This window comes from Streptococcus oralis (genome assembly GCF_965111685.1).
GTDB classification, from domain to species: domain Bacteria; phylum Bacillota; class Bacilli; order Lactobacillales; family Streptococcaceae; genus Streptococcus; species Streptococcus oralis_B.
Genome location: NZ_OZ217340.1, coordinates 1,837,255 through 1,852,683, shown reverse-complemented (window position 1 = coordinate 1,852,683; position 15,429 = coordinate 1,837,255). Strand labels below are relative to the sequence as shown.

General features: G+C 42.3%; 16 protein-coding genes. 8 read left to right on the top strand and 8 right to left on the bottom strand.

Annotated elements, in window-relative coordinates; all coding sequences use genetic code 11:
* Window positions 1–81: 81 nt before the first annotated feature.
* Together ACLV7H_RS09495 and ACLV7H_RS09490 are read left to right on the top strand one after the other, a co-directional pair.
* Window positions 82–1,068: a rhodanese-related sulfurtransferase gene (locus ACLV7H_RS09495; protein ID WP_250307881.1), complete on the top strand. Its 987-nt coding sequence runs from the start codon at window positions 82–84 to the stop codon at window positions 1,066–1,068.
* A gap of 122 nt (window positions 1,069–1,190) precedes the next feature.
* A complete protein-coding gene (locus tag ACLV7H_RS09490; protein WP_411867020.1) occupies window positions 1,191–2,051 on the top strand; it encodes a DUF4299 family protein in 861 nt (286 codons plus the stop codon).
* A 62-nt stretch (window positions 2,052–2,113) separates the two neighbouring features.
* Here ACLV7H_RS09490 and ACLV7H_RS09485 read toward each other — a convergent pair whose 3' ends face one another.
* From ACLV7H_RS09485 to ACLV7H_RS09465, 5 genes are all read right to left on the bottom strand, one after another.
* Window positions 2,114–3,076 (bottom strand): DUF6574 domain-containing protein, encoded by a 963-nt coding sequence (locus ACLV7H_RS09485; RefSeq protein ID WP_411867019.1) that lies wholly within the window; start codon window positions 3,074–3,076, stop codon window positions 2,114–2,116.
* Between the two features lie 62 nt (window positions 3,077–3,138).
* Window positions 3,139–4,068: a DUF4097 family beta strand repeat-containing protein gene (locus ACLV7H_RS09480; protein WP_411867018.1), complete on the bottom strand. Its 930-nt coding sequence runs from the start codon at window positions 4,066–4,068 to the stop codon at window positions 3,139–3,141.
* Window positions 4,061–4,654: a DUF1700 domain-containing protein gene (locus ACLV7H_RS09475; protein ID WP_411867017.1), complete on the bottom strand. Its 594-nt coding sequence runs from the start codon at window positions 4,652–4,654 to the stop codon at window positions 4,061–4,063. Before ACLV7H_RS09475 ends, ACLV7H_RS09480 begins: the two co-directional genes overlap by 8 nt.
* Complete coding sequence (locus ACLV7H_RS09470; RefSeq protein ID WP_411867016.1) at window positions 4,641–4,967, bottom strand: PadR family transcriptional regulator; 327 nt, start codon at window positions 4,965–4,967, stop codon at window positions 4,641–4,643. Before ACLV7H_RS09470 ends, ACLV7H_RS09475 begins: the two co-directional genes overlap by 14 nt.
* Window positions 4,968–5,102: 135 nt before the next feature.
* Window positions 5,103–6,269, bottom strand: a complete 1,167-nt coding sequence (locus ACLV7H_RS09465) for a CynX/NimT family MFS transporter (RefSeq protein WP_411867015.1) — start codon at window positions 6,267–6,269, stop codon at window positions 5,103–5,105.
* 221 nt (window positions 6,270–6,490) lie between these two features.
* Here ACLV7H_RS09465 and ACLV7H_RS09460 point away from each other — a divergent pair, with 221 nt between their 5' ends.
* The 3 genes from ACLV7H_RS09460 to ACLV7H_RS09450 all read left to right on the top strand — a co-directional run bounded on the left by ACLV7H_RS09460 (window position 6,491) and on the right by ACLV7H_RS09450 (window position 9,972).
* On the top strand, window positions 6,491–7,321 hold the full coding sequence (locus tag ACLV7H_RS09460; RefSeq protein WP_045592721.1) for a glycosyltransferase: 831 nt from the start codon (window positions 6,491–6,493) through the stop codon (window positions 7,319–7,321).
* A gap of 75 nt (window positions 7,322–7,396) precedes the next feature.
* Window positions 7,397–9,247 (top strand): polysaccharide biosynthesis protein, encoded by a 1,851-nt coding sequence (locus ACLV7H_RS09455; protein ID WP_411867014.1) that lies wholly within the window; start codon window positions 7,397–7,399, stop codon window positions 9,245–9,247.
* A gap of 326 nt (window positions 9,248–9,573) precedes the next feature.
* Entirely contained in the window at window positions 9,574–9,972 is a 399-nt protein-coding gene (locus ACLV7H_RS09450) for a DUF805 domain-containing protein (RefSeq protein WP_411867013.1), read from the top strand.
* Window positions 9,973–10,059: 87 nt separating this feature from the next.
* Here ACLV7H_RS09450 and ACLV7H_RS09445 read toward each other — a convergent pair whose 3' ends face one another.
* Genes ACLV7H_RS09445 through sdaAB form a run of 3 tightly spaced genes read right to left on the bottom strand, consistent with a single transcriptional unit; the run spans window position 10,060 to window position 12,263 of the window.
* Window positions 10,060–10,689 carry an HAD-IA family hydrolase gene (locus ACLV7H_RS09445; protein ID WP_411867012.1) on the bottom strand — a complete coding sequence of 210 codons (630 nt, stop codon included), beginning with the start codon at window positions 10,687–10,689 and terminating at the stop codon, window positions 10,060–10,062.
* Between the two features lie 21 nt (window positions 10,690–10,710).
* On the bottom strand, window positions 10,711–11,583 hold the full coding sequence (gene sdaAA, locus ACLV7H_RS09440; RefSeq protein ID WP_411867011.1) for an L-serine ammonia-lyase, iron-sulfur-dependent, subunit alpha: 873 nt from the start codon (window positions 11,581–11,583) through the stop codon (window positions 10,711–10,713).
* Window positions 11,584–11,591: 8 nt separating this feature from the next.
* A complete protein-coding gene (gene sdaAB / locus ACLV7H_RS09435; protein WP_045592730.1) occupies window positions 11,592–12,263 on the bottom strand; it encodes an L-serine ammonia-lyase, iron-sulfur-dependent subunit beta in 672 nt (223 codons plus the stop codon).
* Window positions 12,264–12,504: 241 nt separating this feature from the next.
* Here sdaAB and ACLV7H_RS09430 point away from each other — a divergent pair, with 241 nt between their 5' ends.
* The 3 genes from ACLV7H_RS09430 to ACLV7H_RS09420 all read left to right on the top strand — a co-directional run bounded on the left by ACLV7H_RS09430 (window position 12,505) and on the right by ACLV7H_RS09420 (window position 15,424).
* Complete coding sequence (locus ACLV7H_RS09430; RefSeq protein ID WP_045592732.1) at window positions 12,505–13,128, top strand: LysM peptidoglycan-binding domain-containing protein; 624 nt, start codon at window positions 12,505–12,507, stop codon at window positions 13,126–13,128.
* A 277-nt stretch (window positions 13,129–13,405) separates the two neighbouring features.
* Window positions 13,406–14,212 carry an ABC transporter substrate-binding protein gene (locus tag ACLV7H_RS09425; protein WP_001045245.1) on the top strand — a complete coding sequence of 269 codons (807 nt, stop codon included), beginning with the start codon at window positions 13,406–13,408 and terminating at the stop codon, window positions 14,210–14,212.
* Between the two features lie 15 nt (window positions 14,213–14,227).
* A complete protein-coding gene (locus tag ACLV7H_RS09420) occupies window positions 14,228–15,424 on the top strand; it encodes an argininosuccinate synthase (protein ID WP_411867010.1) in 1,197 nt (398 codons plus the stop codon).
* The last annotated feature ends 5 nt before the right edge of the window (window positions 15,425–15,429 follow it).

Here is a 15,429-nt window from a genome sequence, read left to right as displayed (position 1 = left end):
AATCGCTTTTCTTTGTCGGTATACTAGTATAGTTAGATGAAAAATTCTGAAAATTTAAGAATAGAAAAGAGAACAAATCTTATGGCAAAAGATATTCGTGTCTTACTTTACTACCTCTATACTCCAATTGAGAATGCGGAACAATTCGCTGCAGATCATTTGGCCTTCTGTAAATCTATCGGTCTAAAAGGTCGTATCCTTGTGGCTGATGAGGGTATTAACGGAACAGTTTCAGGTGACTACGAAACAACACAAAAATATATGGACTATGTTCACAGTCTCCCAGGAATGGAGAACTTATGGTTCAAGATTGATGAAGAAAACGAGCAAGCCTTCAAGAAGATGTTTGTTCGCTACAAAAAAGAAATTGTTCACCTTGGTCTTGAAGATAATGACTTTGACAATGACATTAATCCATTAGAAACAACTGGTGCTTACCTATCTCCAAAAGAGTTCAAGGAAGCTTTACTTGATGAAGATACCGTTGTCTTAGATACACGTAATGACTATGAATATGATTTAGGTCATTTCCGAGGAGCAATCCGTCCAGAAATCCGTAACTTCCGCGAGTTACCACAGTGGGTTCGTGATAACAAGGAAAAATTCATGGACAAACGTGTTGTCGTCTATTGTACAGGTGGCGTGCGTTGTGAAAAATTCTCTGGTTGGATGGTTCGTGAAGGTTATAAAGATGTTGGTCAATTGCACGGAGGTATCGCAACATACGGTAAAGACCCAGAAGTTCAAGGTGAGCTTTGGGATGGTAAAATGTATGTCTTTGATGAGCGTATCGCAGTGGATGTCAACCATGTGAATCCAACCGTTGTTGGTAAGGACTGGTTTGATGGAACACCATGTGAACGCTACGTTAACTGTGGCAATCCATTCTGTAACCGTCGTATCTTAACGTCAGAAGAAAATGAAGATAAATACCTTCGCGGGTGCTCACATGAGTGCCGTGTTCATCCACGCAATCGTTATGTCTTAGAACATGAATTAACAGAAGCTGATGTAATTGAGCGTTTAGCAGTACTTGGTGAGAGTTTAGATCCAGCTACAGCAGTATAAAAAGCAAACAGTCCTGAGGGGCTGTTTTTCTATGCTTTTTACCCAAAAATCTAAAATTTGTTTCTGCATCTTTCAGGAAAATAGTGTATACTATATGTAAACGATTTCAAAGGAGACCATGTATGGCGAAAACATTTTTTATCCCAAATAAAGAAAGCATTCTAGGACAACAGGAGGTCTTGACTGCCAAGTCTATCTTGGCCTTGGTGGAGGGCTTGGAGTCACACAGTTATGATGCGGTCTATCTCCGTCAGCCCCTCAATCGTCTCGAATACATGGAGTGTGGGATTGTAGGCCAGTCACAATTTCTCTTCAAGGTGAACTATGCGGATAGTCGAAAAGGCTATCAGGTGGTGATTTCAGACTTCCTTACTAGAGCGGACTGGGAGATTGTAGAGGCTCTTCTCCGAGCCCTATCTGGCAAGTTGGGGCAAGTGGTAGAAGGGCTAGAAGGGTTTGACTTTGAAGCTTATTTCCGACAAACGGTCAAGCAATATTTAGCGGATAAGGCGGTTCGTTTAGTCTATTGCCAAGGACTCTTGGCCCCTATCTATCTCAATAAGGAATACCTCGAGAGCTTTTTGGCTGAGGATGGATTGGCACGTTTTGAAGAGCTGGTCAAGAAGGTTCAAGGATCTGATGCCTACCTTGCCAATGTGAAATTTTACCCAGATGCCCAAGGTAAGGTGCACGGTATCTACCACCTAGCCCAGGGAGTCAAGACAATTTTGCCAAAGAAACCCTTTGTACCAGCTCCTTATACCGAGCAGCTGGCAGGAAAGGAGCTTTTTTGGGAGATTGACCTAGTGAAGATTTCTGGTGATGGCTCAAAAGCAGAAGACTATGAAGTCATTGCTCGCTTGGATTATGTAAAATTCCTAGAGTCACTACCAGAAGCATTTTACCAGCAATTAGATGCCAATCAATTAGAAGTTCACCCCATCCTTGGACAAGATTTTGAAGGATTGGCAACCATCGAGTAGGCCTTGTTTAAAAAAGAGTAAGCATAAAAATCCCTGTCATTAACAAATGGCAGGGATTTTGGTTAAAAGAATGTCAGGATGCGAAGGTAGTCCACTGTCAGCGCAAGCTCTGCAATGAAGAAGGGTAAGAGAATAGCAGCATCAAGTAAGACAGCTAGCAGGAATCGATAAAATGGGTCGAGGCTACTGGTCTTACTTGGCTTGCTAATCACAAAGAGATTGCCAAGGGCAAAGATGGCCATGCTTAGAAGAGTGAGGATGCCAGCAAATCGTAAGCCACCAAAGAGTGCAAAGAAACTTGCTAGAGCTGTTAGGACAAGTGGGATAGCAAAGAGTCTGCTATACCGATCAAAGGCTTCTTGGAATGTGAAGTCGCTCTCCTGATCCAGCACACGTCGGACAGTAAAGCCTCCCAAAATGATGGAAAAGTAAAATAGAGCGCTAGCGACCAAGATAGAAAGTCCAGCAAAGAGATCCAAAGGTGGGAGCTGATTAGGAGAACTATTAGCAATAGAGACCATATAGCCATAGTAGAGGCGCTTGATATGATAGATACTAAAGAAAAGGTTGATTGACGACAGCAAGCTGAGTAGGGCAAAGACACTATAACGATGCTTTTGGTCCCTAGTCTTGCTGGCAGTTGGTTCTTGGATAGCGTCCAGCAGCCAAGTCCAAAACAGTGCGATTTCTTCTTTGAATCGAGCAGTTTTGCGGGGGTCAATGTCTGGGATATAGGGACTTTCTAAAGCCTTGCTGAGGATGCTTTTTTCTTTTACAGAGTTTTCTTGGTTGCGTTCTTCTTCAGCTTTCCCATCTCCCTCTTCCTCGGTTTGGTCTTCCTCCGTTATTTGGGGAGCTTCCTCCTCATGCGTTTCCGACTCTTTAGGTGAGATAGGAGTTTCTTGGCTTGCTTGTGGTTCGGTCTCCACAGTTTCCGAAGTCTCTGGTTGGTCGGGCTGGATTTCCGATTTCGTCTGAGCTGATTTCTTCTCAAGATCGGCGCTTTCAAACCATTCTTGTGTCATGGTGGAACCTCCTTTTTTATGGTCGTTTTCTATCTTTAGACTAGCAGATGAAAGCGTTTTTGTCAATGGTTTCTAGATGGAGCAGAATGCTCCTCTTTAGGTAGGTAGATATCCTGGTTGGCTTTTGCAATGAGTAAATCCTTGATATCTGCTTTTTCGGTTTTATAAGGGTTGGCAAGTACATTCTCTTTTTGTCCACGATGTTCTTCTTTGGGTTGACGATAGATACCACCATGCTGAGAAGAAATTTCTAGATTGATACGGTCAGTCTCTTTCTGGGAGAGAATGAGTGTTAGAGTGGAATGGGCCTCTAGCTCAACCTTACCGTGAACATGAATATTTTCAGCATAGATGTGTCCCCCCTCCGTCTTGACCTGGCTATCTGTCAATTCGGTATCAAAGATATTGATGATATGAGGTGTCGTTAGTGTGCTGTTCTTGATAGAACTTTCTGTTAGTCTTAAGAGATAGCCTTTTGTTTTGATTGTCGCATTTTCAAGATTGGCTTGACGAATATTGGTTTGTCCACGATTGGCCGAGACATTGATAGCTTGCAGCTTTCTTCCTTTAGGTAGGGAGAGAATGACTTCGTCAAAACGGTGAGAATAACTGCTGGCAATACGAAGTAGGCCTTCGATTCCTGAACCGAGAAAACGATGTTGGGAGGCTTGTTTGTCAGTGACGCTCAGTGTTTTGTCACTCATGCCAGTAGTCAGATCGTGACGACCAGACACGGAAGGATGATAGCTGATATGGATCTTGTCATCTACAGACTCTGTTATGGTTAGGCTATGTTCTTCAAGGGTCAAATCAAGTTTTTCCACTTCATTTCCAAAGGTTACTTCTTCGATACGATTGTCATAGACGGGGTCTTTTGACATGGCAAGCAAACTTTGAATACCATTGGACTGGGCGCCTACAATGATCATGATAAAACCAAGGATCGTGGAAATCACACCAAAGATGAGAAATCCTTTCGTCAATTTACGCATGTCTGTCACCTCTCTTTCCTTTTTTAAGAATCCATTGCACCAAGCGGACGATTAGGAGGCCAAAGAAACGGGCTACATAGGAGATACCTAGTAGAACAAGAGAAGAAGCACCGATAGAAAGCAAACCGGCCCCGAAAATCAAAATAAAGGCAGATTTGGCTTCGACCAGAACACTAAAGCTCTCTATGATAAAGAGTCCACCTAGCAGGATACCCGTCACCGAAACAGTGAAGAAGGCTAGAATGACGGAGACGGCTGCGATAATAATACCGATGATGGCCATGAGGATGCCGATCCCGACCGGAATTCCGATAGGAGCTACTAGCAGAGCCAGGAGGGCAATGTGTAGCAGTTGGCGGTCATTCTTTTGAGCAGGGGCTTCATTGACTTTTTTGTCGAGGAGGTTAGAGAGGACATCATGAGCCGCTTCTTTTGGTGTTCCTAGACTGGCAATGAGTTCCTCTTCGCCCTCTGAACCTGCATCGTCAAATAGTTCCTTAAAGTAGTCCATGGCTTCGATGCGGTCAGCTTCAGGTAGTTTATGGAGATAGGTTTCTAACTGAGTCAGATAGTCAGTTCTTGTCATGGCGGATACTCCCTTCTATGATGCCGTTGACGGTGTCGGTATAGAGCGTCCACTCTTCCTTTAGAGTAACGAGCTGCTCTACGCCCCGATTGGTCAAGGAGTAGTATTTGCGCATACGCCCCTGAAACTCTTTAGAGTAGGTGGTCAGAAAGCCACTGGCTTCCAATTTTTTGAGAATGGGATAGAGCGTAGATTCTTTGATATTGGCGATGAGCTTAATGGTTTGACTAATCTCATAACCATAAGAATCCCCCTGCTCCAGTACAGCCAAGATGAGAAACTCAATCAAGGCAGAGGATGTTGGGAAGTACATGGGAAACCTCCTTTATATTATATAAAAATTTTATATATACTCTTTTCAAATATATTGTATCTCAAGTTGAAAGCCCTGTCAAGAAATATGTGTAAAAATTTTATATATAAAAAACTCCTAGTAAAAACTAGAAGTTTAGAGGATTTTATCCGCCCGATCCACCATAAAGAGTGAGACGGTCATGATGATATCGATGACTAGAAGAGCAAGGACAGCTGGGATCCAAGATTGGAAAAGTTCAAAACTATAACCAAACAAGGCAGGTCCAAAAGCAGCTAAGATGTAGCCTCCTGTTTGCGCTAGTCCAGATAGCTGAGCTGTTTTTTCAGGAGAACTGGTTTTAAGAGAAAAGCAAACCATGAGATAGGGGAAGAGGGCACTGCAGGCCGTTCCAATCAAGAGATGGACGACTAACCAGTAGAGGAAATTATTGGTTGGATACAAGAGCATGGCAATTCCCATCATACCAGCGATAGAGATAATTGCCAGCATGATTCGACGACGACCATCTGACAGACGAGTGGTCAGACTTGGAACAGTCATTGAAAAAGGAATGCTGATCAGTGAGAAAATAGAAGCGAGGAGAGCCGCATCACTATTAGAAATACCAGCACCAACAGCCATAGTTGGCAACCAGGTCATGCTTGTATAAAAGAGCAAGGACTGAAGTCCGCCAAAGATAATGATAGCCCAGACATCTTTACTTTTTAGAATATTCTCTTTGACTTGCTTTTCTTTTTGGCTTTCTAGGTGGTGGTTGTGGCGATGATTTGGCAACCAGACTAGCAGAGTGACTAGACAGAGAAAGCTGAGTACAAGGATGAGACCTTTCCAAGAACTAGCTTGGGTAATAGGGACAGATAGATAAGAAGCAATAGCTGTGGAAATCCCCATAGAAGTGACATAGAGTGTCGTTAGGAAGCTAATCTTTTGAGGCTGATTTGCCTGGATCATACTTGGGAGGAGTACATTGAAGATCGCAATGCTTGCTCCCACAATTAGGGTCCCTAGATAGAGAAGGGGAAGATTGAAAATCCGAATGACAGAGCCAACAGTTAAGAGGAGGAGACAGTAAGTAAAGAGATGTTCCAACCCGATTTTTTGTGCCAAGCGGCTTGCAAAAGCAGAGAAAAGAGCGAACATCAAGAGAGGGAGACTGGTTAAAATCCCAAGAGAGCTAACCTCCACTCCTAGTCCCTGAGCGATATCTCCTAAAATGGTTGGAAGAGCAGTAAAAGGAGAGCGCAAAACGGTCCCGATTAAGACAATTCCTAGAACAAAAAAGAGTGATTGTTTTTTCATAAAAACCTCGATAGGATGATTTTAATAACAGCTTATTTTAAGGTTTTTTCTATATAATGTCAAGTAATGGCAGCCAAGACAGTTCAATCAATGGAAGTGAAAATATAGTGAAAAAGGACGGATTTCTTTACTAGAATTTTCCTTGATTTGATATAAAAATAGGAAACTAGGAGAATTTGTGATAAAATAGTGGAAGGAAATCTATACATTGGAGAAAAACTGTGCCTGAAAAGCAAAAAATCAGCGTCTTGATGTCGGTCTATGTAAAGGAAAATCCGACGTTTTTAAGAGATGCTATCAAAAGTGTTCAAAACCAGACCTTGAAACCGAGCGAACTTGTTCTTGTTGAGGACGGCCCGCTCACACCCGAACTCTATCAGGTGCTAGATGAAGTGGAAACTCAGTCAGAAATTCCAGTTAAACGGTGCCCCTTAGAAGAAAATCAAGGTTTAGGTTTGGCTCTTCGATACGGTGTTTTACAGTGCCAGTATGACATTATTGTCCGCATGGATACGGATGATTTAGCCGTTCCGGATCGTTTTGAGAAACAGCTTCAGCTAATGGAGAAAGAAGATCTCGATCTCTTAGGCGGGCATATCGCAGAGTTCATTGACAATCCAGATGAGATTGTGTCTTATCGTCGTGTTCCAACTCAGCATGCAGACATTGTGGCTTATCAGAGAATGAGAAGCGCCTTTAACCATATGACAGTCATGTTCAAAAAGGACATGGTCCTCAAGGCGGGTAACTATGAAGATGGCCTTTACATGGAGGATGACCTCCTTTGGCTCAATATGATTGCTGCAGGTGCCAAGACTGGGAACCTAGATCAAATCTTGTGTAAGGTTCGTGTTGGTGCAGGGATGTTTGAGCGTCGAGGTGGCTTGCGTTACCTTAAACTCTATCGTCAAGCTCGCCAACGGATGCTTGAGCGAGGGCAAATTTCTTACATGGAATATGCTAAAAGTGTAGCCATTCAGGCCATTGTTGCACTCTGCCCAGGCTTTGTACGTCAGTTTATCTTCGTCAAACTTTTAAGAAAGAGAAAGTAAGCCCCGATAGACTGAATGATTCAGGTTATCAAAACAACAGTATCATCTGACTCTTTTAAGGGGGAGTAAATTCCTATGAATAAAAAACTAACAGATTACGTGATTGATCTTGTTGAAATTTTAAATAAACAGCAAAAACAAGTGTTTTGGGGGATATTCGATATTCTGAGTATGGTGGTTTCCATCATCGTATCTTACATCTTGTTTTATGGCCTTATAAATCCTGCTCCTGTGGATTACGTGATTTACACTCTTTTAGCCTTCCTCCTCTATCAAATCATGATTGCATTTTGGGGGCTGAATGCTAGTATCAGTCGTTATAGCAAGATTACGGATTTCATGAAAATCTTTTTCGGAGTAACGCTTAGCAGTGTTCTTTCCTATGGAATCTGCTATGCCTTTCTTCCACTATTTTCTATCCGTTTCATCGTGCTCTTCATTTTGTTGAGTACCTTCCTCATCTTGCTTCCTCGTATCACTTGGCAGTTGATTTATTCCAAACGTAAAAAAGGTAGCGGAGATGGAGAACATCGTCGTACCTTCTTGATTGGTGCTGGTGATGGTGGTGCCCTCTTTATGAACAGCTATCAACATCCAACTAGCGATCTTGAGCTAGTGGGGATTTTGGATAACGATGAAAAGAAAAAAGGGCAAAAACTAGGTGGAATCCCAGTTTTGGGCTCCTATGATAATCTGCCTGAATTGGCTAAACGTCACCAAATTGAGCGTGTCATCGTAGCGATTCCTTCGCTTGATCCATCAGAGTACGAACGCATCTTACAGATGTGTAATAAGCTAGGCGTCAAATGTTACAAGATGCCTAAGGTTGAGACAGTTGTTCAAGGGCTCCATCAACCAGGTAGTGGCTTCCAAAAAATTGATATCACAGACCTTTTGGGCCGTCAGGAAATTCGTCTCGACGAATCGCGTCTGGGTACAGAAATTACTGGAAAGACCATCTTAGTGACAGGAGCTGGTGGTTCGATTGGTTCAGAGATTTGTCGTCAGGTTAGCCGCTTCAATCCAGAGCGTGTCATCTTGCTGGGGCATGGGGAAAATTCCATCTATCTCGTTTATCATGAATTGATCCGTACATTCCATGGAATTGATTATGTTCCTGTTATTGCAGATATTCAGGACTATGATCGCCTCTTACAGGTGTTTGAGCAGTACAAACCAGCCATTGTTTACCATGCTGCAGCCCACAAGCACGTTCCGATGATGGAACGCAATCCAAAAGAAGCCTTCAAGAACAATATCCTCGGTACCTACAATGTTGCCAAGGCTGTTGATGAAGCCAAAGTACCTAAGATGGTCATGATTTCGACTGACAAGGCGGTCAATCCACCGAATGTTATGGGTGCAACTAAACGCGTGGCAGAATTGATTGTCACTGGCTTTAACCAACGTAGTAAATCAACCTACTGTGCAGTTCGTTTTGGGAATGTTCTCGGTAGTCGTGGTAGTGTGATTCCTGTCTTTGAACGTCAGATTGCTGAAGGCGGTCCTGTAACGGTGACAGACTTCCGTATGACACGTTACTTCATGACCATTCCAGAGGCCAGTCGTCTGGTAATCCATGCTGGCGCTTATGCTAAGGATGGAGAAGTCTTTATCCTCGATATGGGCAAACCGGTTAAAATCTATGACTTGGCTAAGAAAATGGTTCTTCTAAGCGGACACACTGAAAATGAAATTCCAATCGTTGAAGTTGGAATTCGCCCAGGGGAAAAACTCTATGAAGAACTCTTGGTTTCGACCGAATTGGTTGATAATCAAGTTATGGACAAGATTTTTGTTGGTAAGGTAAACGTCATGCCACTAGAAGCTATTGATCAAAAGATTGAAGAGTTCCGTTCACTCGGCGGAAATGAGCTCAAAGAAGCAATCATTTCCTTTGCAAATGAGACAACCCATTCTGAGTAAGAGTGTCCATCTACCTTCATAATGAAACAGCTATAGCCAGTTTTCTGAGGAAATCAGAAAGCTGGTTTTTAGAATAGCAAACTAGAGATGGGATCCACCTACCACATGAAAATTTCCTTCATCAGAGAAATCCGCAGCAGTTGATAGATGTATAGATATGCGACAGCGTGATAAATCGTTTTCTAATTTAATAAAAATCATAGGACAGTAATTATTGAGCTTGAGAGAAATCCTTGTATACTTCATTGGTTTGATATCCCGATAGACCTTATAAATTATGATAAATTATGGTAAACTATACAAATAAAAACAAAGGAGATTATTGTATGTTTAATGCTTATAAGAACTTTTGGAAGGGTTATGTAAACTTTACTGGTCGTTCAACTCGTTCGGAGTACTGGTGGATTTACTTTACAAACTTATTAATCTGTCTTCCTGCTTATACGAAATATCATGCTGCAGTGTCAACTCGTCCGTATAATATGGAGGCAATTCGTAGCTTACAAGCTATGGGTGGCTTTTACCTCTTTTTAGCAGTTATTCTCATGTTACCTTCTATCGCTGTGACTGTTCGCCGCTTACGAGACGCTGGTTTCCACTGGGCCTTTATCTTCATTGCTTTGGTTCCTATCGTTGGACCGATTGCTCTTATTGTGATGCTTGCTTGGCCAAGTAAGAAGTATGAAGATGCAGCTACTGAAGAACAGGATCAAATTAACGCTTAAGCATAGAGTTGATTCCTTCTGATAGTAACAACATATAAAAAATACTCCTCAACCTAGTTCACTAGTGTTAGGAGTATTTTTGTATGGTTAGAGCTGGCTAATGATATCATCAATGGTATGGGCAATCCAGTCAGGTTGATAGCTGAGCAAATCAGCTTCTTCTCCAAATCCCCAAGTAACAGCGAACTTTTTAATGCCAGTTTCTTGGGCTCCAATCATATCAAACTTGGTATCCCCGATGATGAGGACTTGGTCTGTAGGGAGTTGATGCGTTTGCAAGGCGTAATGGATGACATCCGCCTTGTGCGGCGTTTCAGGACTAGATCCGTAAATGCCATCAAAGAAATGATGGATTCCCAGATTTTTAGTCATATCATGAGCAGTAGGAGTATTCTTTGTTGTGGTAATATAGAGAGGGTAGTTTTGCGAAAGCTCTTGGAGCAATTCCGTTATTCGGGGGAAGAGTTGGGCTTCGTGGATCCCTTTTTCCTTGTAGTAAGAGCGGTAGATTTGAACAGCCTCCGAGATTTGCTCCTTGGGAAGACATGTTGCAAAACTACTTTCAAGTGGCGGTCCCATGAAACCACGAATGGTTTTAGTATCAGGACTTGGAACTCCTAGCTTTTTAAAGGTATGGGTAAAGGCATTGTGGATCCCTAGGGAACTGTCAACCAGGGTTCCGTCTAGATCAAAAAAGATTGCTGAGATAGAGGGCATAGTTTCTCCTAATAGATAAGCTTATTCTCCGAAGATTTCTTTTTGTAGGCGGCGACCAGTAGGAGTGGCAGCGAGTCCACCCTCAGCCGTTTCACGAAAGGCAGTTGGAAGGCTCGATCCGACCTGGTACATGGCATTGATGACTTCGTCAACAGGGATCTTAGATTCGATACCTGATAAGGCCATATCTGCTGCGATAAAGGCAAAGCTGGCTCCCATGGCATTTCGTTTGACACAGGGAACCTCAACCAGACCAGCGACAGGATCGCAGATGAGGCCCAGCATATTTTTAATGACAAAAGCGATGGCTTGGCTAGCCTGATAGGGGGTTCCACCTGCAGCCAAGGTCAAGGCTGCGGCGCTCATGGCAGAGGCGGATCCTACTTCGGCCTGGCAGCCACCTTCAGCGCCTGAGATAGAAGCGTTGTTTGCGATGACTAGTCCAAAGGCACCAGCAGCAAAGAGGAAATCCAGCTGTTCTTCGTGGCTAAGGTCTAATTTTTGGATAGCAGCAGTGAGAACGGCTGGCAAACAACCAGCACTTCCTGCGGTTGGAGTGGCGCAGACCAAGCCCATCTTCGCATTGTGTTCATTGACCGCGATGGCATTACGGGCTGCTGATAGAATGGTAAAGTCAGACAAGGCCTTGCCACTTTTGAGATGGCGGTCTAGTTTGGCCGCGTCTCCGCCTGTTAGGCCACTACGGGATTTATTTTCACTAAGACCGAGCTCAACGGAGGCTTTCATGACTTCTAGATTGCGTTCCATGAGGAGGAGAACTTCGTCTCGGCATCGGCCGGTCAGTTCATATTCTGTCGCAATCATGAGCTCTGCAACATTTCCTTGGAAGTCTAGATCCGCCTGCTCGACCAATTCTTTGATAGAATAAAACATGTTTCCTCCTACTTAAAGAAATTGACATTGTGGAGATGAGGGATTTTTCGGATTTCTTCAATCGCCTCTTCGAAACTTCGACTATCGACTTCGATAATCATAATGGCCTTTTCTCCAGCTTTTTCTCGAGTCACATTCATCTGAGCGATGTTGATATCGAAACGAGAGAGGGCTTCTGTGACATGGGCAATCATACCTGGAACATCCTGATGTACGATGATGATGGTCGGGGTATTCATGTTGAGAGAGACAGCAAAGCCGTTAAGCTCCGTAACTTGGATATTTCCCCCACCAATGGAAATTCCTGTCACACTGATGGACTTGTGTTCATTCTTCACAGTAATTTTAGTGGTATTAGGATGAGGAGCGTTGCTGTCTTTCTGAATGGTCCAGACAATCTTGATGCCACGTTTATGGGCAATTTCAAGGCTATTTGGAATGTCGGGATCGTCCGTATCCATACCTAATATACCAGCGACGAGAGCAAGGTCAGTTCCATGACCACGGTAGGTCTTGGCAAATGAGTTAAATAATTGGAATTCGACTTCTGTCGGCGTATCATCGAAGATAGAAGAGACGATTTTCCCGATACGAACAGCTCCAGCAGTATGGCTACTTGATGGGCCAATCATGACTGGTCCGATAATATCAAAGACAGATTGAAAACGAAGTGAGTGCATCTGTTTCCCCTTACAAAGATTCTTATATCTATTATATCAAAGAATGGACCTCTGCGCTTATTTCCCTTATTAAAACCTTAAAATGATTAAAGATAGTATAAAATAAGGTCTTTTGTGACAAAAACCTCCTTAAAACGGTAAATATAAAACATTTTTGTAATATTTCTACATAAAACCGTTAAACAACGGTAACATTTAAAAGGTATCATAGATATATCCAATGGAAGGAGAATTTTTAGATATGTCATTAACAACTAAAAAAATTAAAACAACTATCGCAGGAGTAGCAGCTTTACTTGCTTTCTTTGCTCCAGCTCTTGCATCTGCACAAGAAACTGTAACTTACACAGTTAAATCAGGTGATACTCTTTCAGAAATCGCTGAGAAGTACAACACAACTGTTGAAAAATTGGCAGCAAAAAACAATATCAAAGATATCCACCTTATCTATGTTGACCAAGTTTTGGTCATCGAAGGTACAACTTCTACTGTAGCTCCAGTTGCGACAACGGAAGAATCAGCTCCAGTAGCTACAGAAACAGTTGAAGAAGCACCAGCAGCAACAACAACTTATGAAGCACCAGCTGCACCTGCAGCTCCAGTAGCAGAAAGCAACACTGCAGCAGCTTCAACTGTAAGTGGTTCTGAAGCAGAAGCCAAAGAATGGATCGCTCAAAAAGAATCAGGTGGTAGTTACACAGCTACAAATGGCCAATACATCGGACGTTACCAATTGACAGATTCATACTTGAACGGTGACTACTCAGCTGAAAACCAAGAACGTGTAGCAGATGCCTACGTTGCCGGACGCTACGGCTCATGGACAGCTGCCAAGAACTTCTGGCTTAACAACGGTTGGTATTAAGAATACAAGAGTCCTTTAGGGCTCTTTTTTGTTTCTCTATAACAAAAGGTGTAACGATATTCTCAGCAATGCTCTATCTGTATAATTTCAACGAAATCCTTCAAATTGTTTTAAAACTCAAATAGTATAAATAAGCTTATTATGTGTAAAAATATATCATATAATAAGCTTTTTCTTGATTTGAATGAAATAAAATACAGTTTTTCCTTGACAAACGAGAACGAGAAGAGTATTATTTATACAATAATAAAGTATAAAAATAAAAGGAGGCTCTTCTATGAATAAAGTGAAGAAGGTGTTGATGACGATGTTTGGTTTGCTTATGTTTCCCTTATTATTTGCTTGTAGTAACGCTCAATCCCAAGGTGTTGAAGCCATTAAGGCTAAAGGAAAATTGGTGGTGGCCCTAAATCCAGAGTTTGCTCCATTTGAATATCAGAAATTGGTCGATGGGAAAAATCAGATTGTAGGTTCAGATGTTGAGCTAGCCAAAGCCATCGCAAAGGAACTAGGTGTAGAAGTGGAGTTCTCTCCAATGAGTTTTGACAATGTACTGGCTAGTCTTGATTCAGGCAAGGCCGATCTTGCCATATCAGGTGTTTCTAAAACGGAGGAGAGAAGTCAAGTTTACGATTTTTCAATTCCCTACTACACTTCGAAAAATAAGGTTATCGTAAGAAAATCTGAATTAACGAATTACCAATCAGTCAAGGATTTGGCTCAGAAAAAGGTTGGAGCGCAGAAAGGCTCTATCCAGGAAACTCTGGCCAAAGAAACCTTGCAGAATGCTTCTCTCGTTTCACTTCCTAAAAATGGAAATTTGATAACAGATTTGAAATCAGGGCAACTGGATGCAGTTATCTTTGAGGAACCAGTGGCGAAAGGCTTTGTAGAGAATAATCCAGACCTAGCCATCGCTGAGTTTGATTTTGACAATGACAAAGAAGATTCCTACGCTGTTGCGATGAAAAAAGACAGTAAAGAATTAAAAGAGGCGGTTGACAAAACCATCCAGAAGTTGAAGGATTCTGGGGAATTGGACAAATTGATTGATGATGCTTTTAAAGCCTCTATCGAAAAATAGAAAGAAGGAAGAGAAATGAGTAAGGAAAAAGTTATTTTAGCCTATTCAGGTGGATTGGATACATCAGTTGCTATTACATGGTTAAAAAAAGACTATGATGTAATCGCTGTTTGTATGGATGTGGGTGAAGGAAAAGATTTGGAGTTCATCCACGATAAAGCTCTCAAGGTTGGGGCTGTTGAGTCCTATGTCATTGATGTTAAGGAAGAATTTGCTAATGACTATGTTTTAGTGGCCCTTCAGGCTCATGCCTACTATGAACAAAAGTATCCCTTGGTATCTGCTCTGAGTCGCCCTCTTATTTCAAAAAAACTCGTTGAAATAGCTCATCAGACAGGGGCAACTACAATTGCCCATGGTTGTACAGGCAAGGGAAACGACCAAGTTCGGTTTGAAGTATCGATTGCAGCTTTGGATCCCAATTTAAAGGTAGTTGCGCCTGTTCGTGAGTGGAAATGGTCTCGTGAAGAAGAAATCCAATATGCAAAAGAAAACGGCGTCCCAGTTCCAGCTGACCTTGACAATCCTTACTCTGTCGATCAAAATCTTTGGGGACGTGCAAATGAATGTGGTGTCTTGGAAAATCCTTGGAACCAAGCGCCAGAAGAAGCATTTGGGATCACATCTTCTCCAGAAGAGGCACCAGACAGTCCAGAATTTATTGACATTGAGTTTAGTTGCGGGGTGCCTATCTCCCTCAATAGTGAGAAGATGAAAGTGGCGGATTTGACTCAAAAGCTAAATGAAATTGCAGGCAAACACGGTGTCGGTCGTATTGACCACGTGGAAAATCGCCTAGTCGGTATTAAGTCAAGAGAGATTTATGAGTGCCCAGGTGCTGTGACTTTATTGGCAGCTCATAAGGAGATTGAAGACTTGACTCTTGTGAGAGAAGTGGCTCATTTCAAACCTATTATCGAAAATGAGTTGTCCAATCTCATCTATAATGCCTTGTGGTTTAGCCCAGCAACTCAGGCTTTGATTGCCTATATCAAGGAGACACAGAAAGTTGTCAATGGAACTGCAAAAGTTAAACTCTATAAGGGGAATGCTCAGGTAGTGGCTCGGAAATCTCCAAATTCTCTTTACGATGAAAATTTGGCGACTTATACTAGTGCAGATACCTTTGACCAAGATGCGGCTGTTGGATTTATCAAGCTTTGGGGGCTTCCGACTAAGGTTTATTCAGAAGTTCAGAAAAATGTTGAGTAGTGACG